At 45.9% G+C, this 13,806-nt stretch carries 11 protein-coding genes and 1 pseudogene; 5 read left to right on the top strand and 7 right to left on the bottom strand.

From position 1 onward, the window contains the following. From IRQ95_RS22420 to IRQ95_RS21550, 3 genes and pseudogenes are all read left to right on the top strand, one after another. Positions 1–96: pseudogene (locus IRQ95_RS22420) on the top strand (group II intron maturase-specific domain-containing protein); the annotation flags it as partial. A 371-nt stretch (positions 97–467) separates the two neighbouring features. Next, complete coding sequence (locus tag IRQ95_RS21545) at positions 468–1,430, top strand: transposase (protein WP_194439810.1); 963 nt, start codon at positions 468–470, stop codon at positions 1,428–1,430. Between the two features lie 549 nt (positions 1,431–1,979). Continuing rightward, on the top strand, positions 1,980–2,465 hold the full coding sequence (locus IRQ95_RS21550; RefSeq protein ID WP_194439812.1) for a VOC family protein: 486 nt from the start codon (positions 1,980–1,982) through the stop codon (positions 2,463–2,465). Between the two features lie 49 nt (positions 2,466–2,514). On the opposite strand, the gene IRQ95_RS21555 is transcribed toward IRQ95_RS21550, so the two are convergent. From IRQ95_RS21555 to IRQ95_RS21585, 7 genes are all read right to left on the bottom strand, one after another. After that, entirely contained in the window at positions 2,515–3,705 is a 1,191-nt protein-coding gene (locus tag IRQ95_RS21555) for an alpha/beta hydrolase (RefSeq protein WP_194439813.1), read from the bottom strand. A gap of 125 nt (positions 3,706–3,830) precedes the next feature. After that, positions 3,831–4,517 (bottom strand): DNA-3-methyladenine glycosylase I, encoded by a 687-nt coding sequence (locus tag IRQ95_RS21560; RefSeq protein WP_194439814.1) that lies wholly within the window; start codon positions 4,515–4,517, stop codon positions 3,831–3,833. A 61-nt stretch (positions 4,518–4,578) separates the two neighbouring features. Further along, complete coding sequence (locus IRQ95_RS21565) at positions 4,579–5,178, bottom strand: thiol:disulfide interchange protein DsbA/DsbL (RefSeq protein ID WP_194439815.1); 600 nt, start codon at positions 5,176–5,178, stop codon at positions 4,579–4,581. 41 nt (positions 5,179–5,219) lie between these two features. Beyond that, positions 5,220–5,615: a hypothetical protein gene (locus IRQ95_RS21570; RefSeq protein ID WP_194439816.1), complete on the bottom strand. Its 396-nt coding sequence runs from the start codon at positions 5,613–5,615 to the stop codon at positions 5,220–5,222. A 98-nt stretch (positions 5,616–5,713) separates the two neighbouring features. After that, a complete protein-coding gene (locus IRQ95_RS21575; protein WP_194439817.1) occupies positions 5,714–8,527 on the bottom strand; it encodes an Hsp70 family protein in 2,814 nt (937 codons plus the stop codon). Between the two features lie 57 nt (positions 8,528–8,584). Beyond that, positions 8,585–10,534: an Hsp70 family protein gene (locus tag IRQ95_RS21580; RefSeq protein ID WP_194439818.1), complete on the bottom strand. Its 1,950-nt coding sequence runs from the start codon at positions 10,532–10,534 to the stop codon at positions 8,585–8,587. Beyond that, positions 10,534–11,166 carry a DUF2760 domain-containing protein gene (locus IRQ95_RS21585; RefSeq protein ID WP_194439819.1) on the bottom strand — a complete coding sequence of 211 codons (633 nt, stop codon included), beginning with the start codon at positions 11,164–11,166 and terminating at the stop codon, positions 10,534–10,536. The genes IRQ95_RS21580 and IRQ95_RS21585 overlap by 1 nt, the downstream gene beginning before the upstream one ends. 301 nt (positions 11,167–11,467) lie before the next feature. Here IRQ95_RS21585 and IRQ95_RS21590 point away from each other — a divergent pair, with 301 nt between their 5' ends. Beyond that, entirely contained in the window at positions 11,468–13,009 is a 1,542-nt protein-coding gene (locus IRQ95_RS21590; protein ID WP_194439820.1) for a sensor domain-containing diguanylate cyclase, read from the top strand. Between the two features lie 79 nt (positions 13,010–13,088). Continuing rightward, complete coding sequence (locus IRQ95_RS21595) at positions 13,089–13,619, top strand: 3'-5' exonuclease (protein ID WP_194439821.1); 531 nt, start codon at positions 13,089–13,091, stop codon at positions 13,617–13,619. Positions 13,620–13,806: the final 187 nt, after the last annotated feature.

Genomic DNA, 13,806 nt, shown 5'->3' on the forward strand with positions numbered 1-13,806 from the left:
GAGGAGTTGGGTCTGTACTCGTTGCGAAATGGGTATGAGTCACTAAAAGTATATTCGGAACCGCCGTATGCGACCCACGCTTGTACGGTGGTGTGAGAGGACGGAGGCCGTGAGGCCTCCTCCTACTCGATTTCAAAAAACGGTTGGTTTAGGTGCATTTTGTTATGAGGACATACACTTCTACTTTACAAGGACACACACCTCAATAACCACGTCTTAATAAACAAGCAAGCCGTAAGATCAATAACCCAGCAATAACAGCAGTCAGTAATAAGGGCCAGCAATAAGAACAGAAGCAATTAAGGACAGTCACTACAAAGATAAGAACAGAAGCAATTAAGGACAGTCACTACAAAGTAAACAAAGTATGGATTGCTGTTACGGGTTCGATAGTTTGTGATATTTAGAGTTGATGCGATTTTTGAGTGTTTTAGCCTAAGTTTACCTACTGCTATTTGGAAATGAGTATGACGACGGCCAGAAAACATCAGGTTTCTGTGGAAGCAACGCCTTACTATCATTGTGTTTCCCGTTGCGTTAGGCGTAGTTATCTATGTGGAACCGACCCTGTCACTGAGCAAAGTTATGAGCATAGGCGTGAGTGGATTGAGCAGAAAATGTATGCTCTATCTCAGGTGTATTGCATAGATATCTGTGCCTACGCGATCATGAGTAATCACTACCATCTCGTCTTGCATATTAACCGAGATAAAGCACTAAACTTATCCGATCGAGAGGTGGTTGAGCGCTGGCAGAAAGATCATATACTTCCTAGCTTAATAGTACGTTGGTTAGCAGGAGAATTAACTTGTAATGCTGAAATCGAAGTGTGCCTCACGTTAGTTGAATTATGGCGAGAGCGGTTATGGAATCTCAGTTGGTTCATGAAGGAATTGAACTTTGACATCTCCTGTAAAGCAAATCGTGAAGATGAATGTCGAGGGCACTTTTGGGAAAGTCGCTTTAAAAGCCAAGCATTATTGGATGAGCAAGCATTGGCTGCAGCAATGGCATATGTAGATTTAAACCCTTTAAGAGCGGGTCTTGCAGATACCCCAGAAACATCCGAATTTACTTCGATTCAAGCTAGATTAGAGGCTCTCAACAACCGACAAGAAACTGCGCCATGCTTATATCCGTTTATCGGTAATCCAACCAACGAAATGTTAGACGGTCTACCATTTCGGTTGATAGATTATATTGAGTTGGTAGATTGGACTGCGCGCCAGTATCGCAATGATAAAGCTTCTTTAAGTTCGGCGATGCCACCAATCCTAGAGCGACTGAATGTTAACCAAATAACTTGGCTAAAAGCTTGTTCTAAACTCGAAAAATACCGTATTTCGGCAGTTGGGTGTGCAAATCATATCGAGAGAGCTAAGTACACGCTAAATAAGAAACGAATACATCTATTTCGTTTAGATGGATAAGTAACAACTGCAACTTTTCAAAATTAAACAAAGACTTTGAACACCGAAAATCGGCATTCGTTGTTTTTTCTTTGTTCCCTCACTAACGAATTCTCATGAGCAAATCCAAATTGCTACGATCATTTTCCTCTTAGCTGCAGACTTTGCCAAACTACGACTAATTCTGATTAGCACAAGCTTTCGATATGTTGGCTTTCTTTAAGGTGTATGTCCTTACTATGATGGCGAGTGTCTCGACAAGATGCTCTGTTAAGGTGTCTGTCCTTGTAAAGATTCACGGCTCTGAATTCTTAAACTGCAGTTTATAGGTAGAGTTTATAGGGACATACATCTCGATCTCTTATCGACTTCAAAGCAGGTTAGCTATTGGCGTGTGTCCCTACAAGGAGAAGAGTGATTCATACACGACACTCCTTCTCAATCTTTAATTATAATAACAATAAGTTATTATTTGTATAATAAACCATAATTTCACGTAATCGCCCTGTCTCCCTATACTCTCCTCATCGAAACAACATCGGCAACAAATTAGACAGATTGGAGCACATTATGAAAATGAATCACGTAGGTATTATGGTCGGCGAGATGGACAAAGCGGTTGAGTTTTACACTAAAGCTCTCGGCTTGCGCATCGTAATGGGTAACACCAAAGTTATCGAAGAGCGTGAAAGTGCGATTGGTCGCATGTGTATCGCGGTATTTGGTGAGGGCTTTAAAGGCTTTAACATTGCTCACCTTGTGACGACAGACGGTATCGGTGTTGAGTTGTTTGAAATGAAAGAGCGTCAAGAGCGCCATGAAGTCGACTTCTCTCGCTTAGGTATTTTCCATTTCTGTCTGCAAACAGATGATTTTGACGGCGTGATCAAACGTGTTGAAGAATTTGGCGGTAAAGCGCGTATGGATATCATGCGCTACCACCCAGAAGACGACAGCAAACCAGCGCAAATGATCTACATGGAAGACCCGTTTGGTAACCTATTTGAACTTTACTCGCACACTTATGAAGAGACTTACGCTTCTGATTACGAGTAATAAACTGAGAAAGACGGGCAGTGCCCGTCCTTTTGCTATTTATGCGACGTTACTGAGCTTGAGCTGATTTGCCGAGCTTAAAGGTCGCTTTTAAGTCATCCATCATTACGCCATACCATGGGTTAAAGGTGAGCCTTGCGTGAATATGTTTGTTCGCTTTGCCATCCCATGCGCTATACCATACTTCTTCTCCGGCATTACAACGCTTGATATCGTCAGCCGTCATATTCGACCCATTGCGGCAAATTCGTTCACTGCCATTGATACCGTAGTAAGGGTTATCAGGTGAGTAGAGGATCCCCATGTGCGACATATTACTAATACGCAGATTTTTGTTGTAACTGTTGATGTAACGAGTTTTGCCTTCAACCGCCGAGATTTGGTCACCAAACCAAATTAGTTTGTTATTCGGGTTAGTGAACTGAGAATCGAACAGCTGCTTGATTGCGCGGGTATCGAGCACACTATCGTGTTGAGTCAGCACCATAAAGACAGGCTTGTCATAGGGTTGCTCTTCTAGTTTATCCGTCACCTGTTTACTGGTGTTGTAATATTGAGCGAAACCATTGGTTGGCACCATAAAGTAACGGGTGTAGTTGGTCACGTTGCCCGGTTCAACTTCAATTAGCCATGGTTTGATCCAAGAGATCCATGGAGTTGCAAACGCCAAAGGTTCGTTGGAGACAAAGCCCGGTGAGAATAGCATCAGACCTGCGATATCGTTATCTTGCGCGGCATAGGAATAAGCTAAGTTCCCGCCAGTAGAAAAACCACCTAAGTAAACCTCATCAACGTCTTGTTTGAGTAGCGCAACCTGCTTTTCAACTAACTGATTCCATTGCTGATAATCGACATCCAGCATATCAGCCGGTCGTGAACCATGCCCCGGCAGTAAAACCGTACGGACTAGAAAGCCTTGCTCACGTAATGACTCAGCGATATCGACAAACGAGTAGGGTGAATCTCCCAACCCGTGTATTAGCAAGATACCTTTGTTGTTTTTGTTCGCATCACTTGGTTTTAATTCCGCGGGTAGATTCGCTTGTAATTCTGCCTGCTTGTCTTGAGTCAGAAAGTAGCGATTAGCGAGTAGCTGTTGTTTAGTTTGCTCAACGTAAGAGTCAAAGGAATCATAACTCGTGACCAGATCTATGTTTGATGGTGTATAAAGCGGGTGAGTTTGATTGGAAGAACATGCCACAGTGACCAGTGGAAGAAGTAAAGCCAGTAATTTACGCATAATAGAGATTAACAGGTTTTGATAAGGCGATTTTAACTGGGAATAATGAATGGAATCTGAACATTCATCATGCCTTTTGCTCTTCTAGTGTAAAGAAGTGCAAAGAGGCGCGATGGAGCTCCGAATTACAGGCGATTATCACCGCAGCTAAATGCAATGATTTGGCTGATATGGGTGAGACTTCGACCGCTTTGTTGCTGCCAATGAGCAAAGGCTTGATTACACTGAGCAAGTGAGCGTTTGGTGTCTTTACCGCCTTCGATAATTTTGTAGCTGCGTAAGTAGGCTTCTACATCACCAGAGAGAATAAAGGTATCCACACCCATTTGGCGCAGTGAGTAAGGACCCGTATTACCGCCTAAACGTTGTCCATGCTTTTTCAGATAGAGCCACAGTCCAGTGATATCGTCACTAGACCAATTGGCGACCATGTTAGCGAACGAGCCATGAGCGATACCCGCTTCATAAATCATCTGCGCATTAGCGGCGATAGACATCACTTTACTATGGTGGCGAATAATGCGTTTATCGGTCGATTTCGCTTCCCACTGTTCATCAGATAACATTAACAGTGGTCCGATTTTAAAGCCAAAAAATAGCTCTTCAAAGTTCGACCATTTATTGCGAACCACTTTCCAACTCATGCCACTTTGGAACACTTTCATTGAGAATGCGGATAGCCAACGGTCATCTGGGATAGCCGCCAGTGCTTCTTTTGTTAGTGGGGTACTGAGCATTGCTTCGAGTTGCGCTTCGCCACCTTTACGCTCAGCTGCTCGTTGATAGATGGCGTCAAAGTGTTCTAAATTCATAAATCATTTCCGTCAAAGTAAAAGCCAGAGCAATGCTCTGGCTTAGATAGTTGAGTGGTTATTACAGTGTCAGTAGGTAATTGACTAACTGGTTGTACTCGTCAAAGCTTTTAACTTTGTTTGCCACCACAATGTATTTGTTGTTAACCACTACAGCCGGCACACCGCGTAGCGTGCTGTCTTTGAAGCGCTCGTTGTATTCATCTAGCTTCATTTCGACTGCTTTGCTGTTGTAAGCAAGGTCAAACGCGCTGGCACTAACACCGTTTTTAGTGAACACTTCACGCAGTTGCTCTTCGTTTTGTGGTGCTTTGCGTAGAATATGGATTTGCTCAAACATCTTTGGAACCATAGTGTCTTCGACTTGTAGCTGCACCATAGTCGCGTAGGCTTTCACCATAGGCTCAGCCATCGGACCGCCCATAAAACCAACGTGCACTTTTTCAAACGTTACATCGTCAGCCAGTGCTGGCTTGAGGTTTTTTACGATTGATTCGAACTGATAGCAGTGCGGGCAGTAGAAAGAGAAGTACTCAGTGACGGTCGGCTGGTCTGCTTTTGGTTGATCGATAACCGTATAGTAATCACCTTCGGTGAAAGTTGTCGCTTGTACAGAAAAAGCAACCGCGAGCGAGGCGAATAGTGCAAAAATTGTCTTCATGATTTAGTTCCTAATAGTTAACTTGATTTAATGCGCATGCGTTAAGCATGAAAGGAGTCGATTAGGGCTAAGTGAATCGGAGGGCGAAACAGGGTTTGAACGCGGCTGATCGCTTTGGCGATTTGCTCTTGTCCAATAAGCGCGATGGCACAAGGCGCGATTTGCAGCGCATGATGGCTCGGCTCAAAGGGCATTTTCATCACGCAAAATGAGGAGCAGCTTTGATGCTCTACTTTGGCATGATGAGAGGTGTGCGGTGATGAACTTTCTTGCTCAGGGCAAACTTGCGTGACTTCGGTAACGGTGAGGTTTGGCTCGCTCATCGGCTGGTGGTTGGGTAGTGTAGTGCTCGCCTGTACGGCATTGATTGCGCTTAGCCATAACAAGCAAAACGCGCTAAACAGAGCGATCAGTAACTGTCGATTTGTTTTCTGCATCAATGCACTACCTTTATCCAATCTGGGTTTATTCTAACTGATGGATAAACAAAAGCCACCTAGTTTACAAACATGTCAAACAGGTGACTTAGGTTTGATTAATGATTGACTAAGGTTAAGCCACTTGGCAGGGCATCACCAAAGACACGTTTTGACTCAGTTGCAGACAGCTCTTTGACTTCCGCAACCAACTCTAGCCATGATTCCGGTACTTTACTCTGTTTAAGCTTTGCCAATACTTGCTGGCGGTAGTCATCAGAAATATCGAACAGACGATCGCCCGTTTTACGACAAATCATGACCGCCGCGAAGGCAATCATAGGCTCTTTCTGCCAGTTTTGCTCGAGGATCTTAGGTAGCCATTGTTCCGCTTGCTCACGGCTCACCACATTGTGTTGGCTGCCATAAAGTGGCGTGCGCGACGCCAGGCGGCCCAACGCCCACCAGTGCGCTTGTTGGAACTGATTGTGGTTGATGGCTTTGCTTAAGAACCAACTGCTGAGCAGTACTTTATCTTCCACATCCAACTGCTCTAAGGAGGCTGATAGACGTACCATGGACTCATACCCCATATCTTGCGCCGTTTTGGCAGATTGTGGGTTTTTCATCGCGCCAGGGTGCAGATATTTGGCAATATCTGCCAAGATGGTTTCTTGCTGCTCTTGATTTAAGCCGCCGGCAATGCGGCGCCAGAACACCCACCAGTCTGTCCAACCTTGATGGTTTTTAAATTGGATACCTTGTTGGTATAGGCTCCATACCTGTTCGATGCGCCAGCCATCGGTGGCATCACCAAAGCCCGGGCGTAGCGAGAAACCAGCCAGTCGTAGCCAGTTTTTCTCATGTTGTTCAGAGCGGCGACGACGCTTACGACCTGTGGCAAAAGCATCAAACAGTTGGCGTAATGTAGTGAAGTCCCATTCATCACGCTGACCAAGGCGTTTTTCCAGATCTTTAGCCAGCGTCTTGATTTCGTTGTTTTCAGCGCTCTTTTTATTGGCGCTGTAGATACGGCTAATCAGCTCTTTACACTCGCTTAAACGCGGGTGCAGATTCTGTTCTTCCTCAGCAGCTTGTTGGTTGCGTACTTCAAATTCCAGCGCCCAGCGTTTGCTTTCGTCCTGAGTTGAAACGCACTCCATCTTCAAGGTGCCCACTTCGGTAAGCTGGCAAGCAAGCAGGACTTCAACGCGCTCTTTTTGGTTGGCGTGCAGTTCCACTCCCTCGCTGTCCAAAGTCGAAATATAAGGTGGCAGTGGCTGGAATAGGTCTGGATCGACGTTAACCATCACACCGTTTTGGATTGCGGTCTGATTGCTAAGCGTATCGTGAGTCGAAGTCAGCAAATTAAAGCGTACTGGCTCGCCAAGTGTTAGCGAGAAACGGCGACCACTTAAGCGGATCTCATGACCTTCTTCAGTGCCTTTAGCCAGTAAACAGAGCGCTTTACCAAGCTTGTTTTTCTCTTGCAGATGCAAGAAGTAAGAGCGCGCCGCGCCGCCACCGATTTTAAGCTGCGCACCACGGCGAGCTTTACCAAAGGCGACCGCACCGAGTGCCACCGACCAATCTGGGTGGGGGTTATCCAGTACAGTGATGTCACCGCCGCGCCAGTTTTCTAGTAAAGTAGTGACGCGATCGGTAATGAGTTCACTATTGAACACACCACCGTTAAGTAGCAAGCCGACTGGAATCGCGGTTTGTTTTTCATCTTCAATGCCGAGTGCAGCGCGAGACACTTGCTGATGTTGGGTTAAGAACTCTGCCACATGCTTACTGACCGCAGGGTCGGCAACATAAGGTAAACCAAACTCAACCACCGCGCTGCGGCGTTTATCTGGCAGTTCAGCAAAATCGCTGATAGGGAAGAAGCCATCCAGTGCGATTTGGTGCACTTCGGCTTTGTTCAAATCGATACTTTTAGTACCGCCAAGCAGCTTAGAGCCGCTACCAAGCATAGTGATTTTCACTTGCTCTGGCGCATTAGCTGAAAGCAGGTTTTCTTTTGCTTTGCGGGTTTGCTGAATCAGCTTCGTGAGGCTGGCAGCGTTTAGTTTTTTGTTTTGATTGAAGCGACTTTCTGCAAGATGAGCCAGAGCTAAGTCGAGGTTATCACCACCAAGCATTAGGTGTTCGCCCACGCCAATGCGGTTCAGTGCAAGCTCATCGCCATTATCGGCAGCAAAACTGGCTTCAATCAAACTTAAGTCGGTGGTACCACCACCCACGTCGCACACCAAAATCAGCGGCAGTTGTTTCAGTTCATCGGCAGCGGTTTGCTGGTGGCGAGCGTACCAGTCGTAACAAACAGCCTGCGGCTCTTCAAGCAAGACGATTTTATTTAAACCTGCCAGCGCCGCTGCTTCCAAGGTGAGTTTACGTGCAGTCTCATCAAATGAGGCTGGCACTGTCACAACCACATCTTGATCTTCAAGTTTGTTGCTTGGGTTACGGTAGTTCCACGCTTGGCGGATGTGATTTAAGTAGCTGGCACTGGCGACTACCGGCGAGACTTTTTCAACATCGCCAGCGCCTGCCCAAGGCAAAATGTCAGAGCTGCGGTCAACCGCTTGGTGTGATAGCCAGCTTTTCGCGCTGGAAACTTGGCGACCTTCGACTTTGGCGCCCAGCTCACGTGCCCACTCACCAATGATCACATGTTCAATGTCACCGGAAACTGGCTGGTTTTGCCACGGCAAGGTGAGATCGCTTGGCGAGATTTGACCAACCGCTGGATGGTAGCGAAAAGAGGGGAGGAGCGGCTTGCGCACTACTTCACCCGCGCCAATCAGCTGGTCGATTGCAAATAGGGAGACTTCGGATTGTTGTAGGTCGTCAGTAATTTCACAGTAAGCCACCACAGTATTGGTGGTACCAAGGTCAATACCAACGAGAAAACGAGGAGATGCCATTACAAACCTTCGTGTATTCAAAAAACGGCACCCGATTGGATGCCGTTAGATTGTCTTTTATTGTTCTTCGCTTGCGTCGTTTTTCGCGTCTTCGCGGACGTCAAACTCAACGTGCCATTTTTGACCGTTGTCTGCGGCAATCGCTTCAAGGTATAGCGTGCCAAGCTCGGTTACGCGAGAGGCTAGGGTTACTGGAACCACTTCACCTTCACGGCGACCTTCGGATACTGGCAGCGTCACCTGAATCTCAGGTAGCTCTTCAAGCTCTTCTGGCGCCCAGTAATCAAGGTGAGTACCTGCTAGGTCATCACGGCGTACTGTTGAACCGAAGAATTGGAAGTTAACCGGTTGACCGATGATAAGACCAAACTCTTGGCTTGGTACATCAACACTTGAGCCTTCTTCCATGCCAAATGGCGCCACACACAACGCTTCCATTGGTGGAGCCATGCCTGGAATCGCTGGCATCGCGCTTTCAATACCCACGTAGTAGCTTGATGCGATACCACCGCGAATACGAACACCTTGTCCACGACGTACAGAGCCGTAGTATGACGCACCGCTTGCTACAGCAAGATCTAAGTCAGTGCCGGTTAGGCGTTTTGGCAGTTCTGCGTCTGCGTCAATCAGCCACTCGCCAATCGTCTCTTCTAAGCGATTTGATAGCAGCGTTGACTTAAGCACACCACCGTTGAATAGAATCGCCGTTGGTTTGATAAAGTCCGCTGATGGCGCTTCACCACCCATGCCTGGCATGCCAGCAAATGGGTTGTACTCTTGCGCTGGTGCAGCGTCGCCATTTCCTGAAACAGACAATGCATTAGCTTGCTTAGATAGGAAAGCTGCAATATGACGAGTAATGCCAGCGTCTTGTGCGTATGGCAGACCCATTTGTGTTAATGCGCCGCGGTTACGTTGTACCGGGTGCTCAGTGATCGCTACTTTCGGGAAGAAGCCATCAACCAGAGTCTGTTGTACTTCTTGCTGGGTTAGCTCAGTTTTCAGCGTTGCGCCCAGCAGTTTTGAACCACGGCTTGGTACTACGATTGGCACTGATTGCAATTCTGCATCGTTAAGCAGTGCTTCTTTTGCATCGCGACACGCGTGAGTCATCGCTTGAACTTGCCATGGTTGTAGCTCTTTGCCTTCTTGCGCCAGTTTCATTTTTAGGCGGTAAGCCAGAGCGAGATCCATGTTGTCACCGCCCAGTAGGATGTGTTCACCTACTGCAATACGGTTAAGCGTTAGATTGCCTTCTTCTTCAGTTACTTCAACCAAAGAAAGGTCAGTGGTACCACCACCGATATCGACCACAAGTACAATGTCACCTACGACAACTTGTTCGCGCCATTTGTCGCCACTGTTGTCGATCCAGTTGTAAAGTGCCGCTTGTGGCTCTTCTAGCAGAGTAATGTGCACAAGACCAACATTACGCGCCGCTTCTGCGGTTAAGTCACGTGCTGCTGGGTCAAATGATGCAGGGACAGTGATAGTCACATCTTGCTCTTGCAGCGGATCATTTGGATTAGCGTGATTCCATGCAGCAGTTAGATGCTCTAGGTATAGCTCAGTTGCACGTAGTGGCGATACTTTTTCTACTTCTTCTGGGCTGCCCGCAGGAAGGAAAGCATCACGGCGGTTGACACCACCATGGCAAAGCCATGATTTAGCACTTGCGATTAAACGAATTGGCGTTTTAGAACCTAGGTTACGTGCAATTGCACCAACCAGTGCTTTTGGTTCGGTTGACCAAGGTAGTACGCGAGATGATGCGTCCATCTCATGTTCGTGTGGTTGGTATAGGAACGAGCCTAGTTGGCTGCGAGTTTCCACAGTACCTGGCGCGGTGAGTTGAGGGATGGCCATCACTTCAACTTGTGCGTCTTCGTTGCGTGTGTCTAGGAAAGACATTACGCAGTGCGTGGTACCTAAGTCGATACCAACGCTATATGTTGGATGAGTCTGTTCAGTTGCTACAGATTCAGTTGTTGCTTGTTGGTGTTCCATTACAGCTCTACCTCAGCTGGTGCAATTACAGAAGCGTCGTAGTTTTCAGCCAGTTTTGGCAGCTTCATATCAGTCGCTTTCCAACCTTTGTGTACTAGCGTACCGCTAAACGGAGCTTGACCCGTCACATTGCCTGTTAGGCGAATTTGTTGTGGGTTGAAGCCTTCTTCCACTGTAATGCGAGTTTCTTCTTCTTCGTTACGAATGTGCTCAAGCGTTACGTAGTCAGCCAGTACTTTTTGACCGCCAGTGTGGATAACGCGAGCCGCAGCGCCAACTTCGTCATCAGAGAATGACGTTAGGTCTTCTTTCAGGAAGTCAATTAAGCGCGCTTCTTGTTGCATGATAGAAAGTAGTTGCATCGCTGAATCTGTGTTTGCTGTTGCCAGTTTAGATTCAACTTCAACAACTTTCTCAATCACTTTTTCTACTTCAACAATCTTTTCAACTTCAACGATCTTTTCGACTGGTTTTTCAACCTCAACGATTTTCTCAACCGGTTTTTCGACTACTTTTTCAATCACCTTGGATTTGCGTGAAACCGCCACAAGAAGTAATAGAACACTTGATGCCGCAAGACCTGCGTGCAACATATCGAACGTTTGAGGAATCATTTGTAAATCGAACGTCATGACAATTCTCTTTAATAGGTTAGAGTTCAAGTTCTGCTTGCACAAAACTTGGGCTAATAGCCCGTAATCATAAGTAAATTGGGGTGGATGGTAACACATTCAAGTGCAGAATCTCGCACAAAACGCATAAGAAACAGTATAGACGGCACTGGTTGATTTTTTTTTAAGCAAAGTGTTTTCTCATTCGATGATAAAACGCCGTTCAATTAACAAATTTGGTTGAAATCTGTGTAACGGGTGTTTTAGTACCAAAGTGCTAGGAGTACTATACGGCTGGGAAGTAAACGATTAACTAAATAAAATGAAATTAGACAAAAAGTGGCTTTATAGCGCCATGGTATTTTTAGTCGCGATGCTCGTGACTTTTTTTGTAGCGGTATACTCGTACCAAATGCAGCTAAGTTATGGAAAACGTATTTTCGAAAATTTAGTAGAAAGACAAACTGAAATACTTAAAGAATTCATTGGAAACGATTTGGATCAAATTGGCACTGGTGCCAACTTTTTTTATTCAGTCGATCGTTCTCAATGGGGACAGTTTCAAACCTTTGCCGGTGAAGTAATTGCTTCCTCAAATACGCTCGTCACCTTGCAATGGATGCAAAAAGTAGAGAAGCAAGATATTCCTCAATTTTTGCTGCAAGCCCGTCAAGACATTCCCAATTTTGAACTTTATACCGTTCCAAAAGACAAATCGCTGACTTATGGCTATGTCATGCCATCTGGAGAGCCGATTTTTGTGGCTCGTGATATCTACCCGGTCAACCCAGTCAATCAAAAGGTATTGGGTTTCTATGACGCGAGAATGCGCTTCCAATTGATTCTCGACAATATGCGTACGCATCATCAGGTAAGTGTGTCGGATAAGGTTCGTTTGCTTCAAGATGGGCATAATAAAGCCACAAAGAAAGACGGTATCTTGGTTTATCATCCGGTATTTGATCGAACTAATGACCAAAAACTGATTGGTGTAGTGATTGGTGTCATTCGTACCTCGCATTATTTCGATGCATTGATGACAAGGACAGCCACTAAAGCAGAGCTCGACGTTAGAGTTGTAGACTTAGGGTTTGACGCTGAAGATGATCCTGTGTTGTTTGAAAGTAAAAACTGGCAGCAGTCCTCAGGCTATGAAATTAACACGATTATCCAACTGCCTAATCGTGAATGGTCAGTGAGTTTTCGCTTAGCGGAAGATATTACCGTTAACGACCAACTGATTTTGGCGGCGATTACCGTGGGTGGCTTTGTTATTGCTCTGCTACTTAGTTACATCATGTTCCTGCAAGTACGAGCGCAGTCGCATTTGGAGTCATTGTTAGAAGAGCGTACTGAAGAGCTAAGATTTATGGTCAATCATGATGCGCTCACAGGTCTTTATAATCGACGAGCTTTCAACGAGTTAATTGCTCAGGCGATTGATGAAGAAAGACCTTTTACTCTTGTCGGTTTTGATATCGACAAGTTCAAAAGTATTAATGATAACTATGGTCACCCTGGGGGAGACCAAGTGCTCTCGCATGTGGCAAATACGGTAAAGCGCTATTTGCATCCTGACGATCATCTCATGCGTCTTGGTGGTGATGAGTTTTGTATTATTAGTACGGTCGTCAATGTTGATGAGTTGAGCCGATATTTGGAAGGGATTCGACAGGCAATGTGCGACCATACCACTCAGATTGGTGAGCACGCTGTTACTTGCACTTTGAGTATTGGCGCTGTCATTCGTAAAAGTGAGGGAGCTGAGCAAATCATGCAACTTGCTGACGCGCAGTTGTATTTGAGCAAGGAAGCTGGGCGAAATCGTGTCACTATTGCCCAAGAAGTCGACGAACAGTCATGATTGTGTTGCGGTTAGGCTTGGGTTGGCTAACGCTTTGCGGTAAAATTTCGCCCTTTAGTTACAACCTACCGGGCGAGTTATGAATCACAACCGTATAGTTTGTTTCGATCTAGAAATGTGTTGCTGGAACGAAAATGGTGTTGGCACCACAGGTGAAATCATCGAAATTGGCTTAGCAGAGATCGATCTGGTTAAAGGTGAAATTGTTAAACGCGCCCAATACTATGTAAAACCAGAGCATGACGAAGTCTCGCTATTTTGTGCAGAACTGACTGGCATCACGCCGCGTAAAATCGAGAAGCAAGGCCGCCCATTGGCAGACGTGCTTAAGTCGATGATCAAGAACTTCGGTGGCTCGAATAAGATCTATGCCGCTTGGGGGCGTGATGATTTAGTTTTAGCCAAAGAGTGCGCTGATAAAGGACTAGAAATGCCTTTTAATGAGTATGTCAATCTGGCTACTTTATACCGAATTCAAAATCGGCTTAAAGAAAAGCGCATTGGTCATAAAGCGGCGCAAGAAGCAAAGAATATTGAGTGGGAAGGGCGCCAACATTCAGGTTATGTTGATGCCTATAACCTGGCTAAGCTGGCACTAACCATGTTTTGATTGCTTACACATAACAAGTATTGAAAAAGCGAGCAGATGCTCGCTTTTTCTTTGGCGTGCGCCGAGCATGGCGTTGATCTAGGAGGTGAAAGTCCTCTACGGGCTCAGTCGAGCGAGAACCGTTAGCCTATGCAAGGGTGTTCACCGTGAGGTGAAATCTGAAGGAAGCAAATGGTAAAACTTGGTT

It is taken from the genome of Vibrio fluminensis (assembly GCF_015278125.1).
GTDB lineage: Bacteria > Pseudomonadota > Gammaproteobacteria > Enterobacterales > Vibrionaceae > Vibrio > Vibrio fluminensis.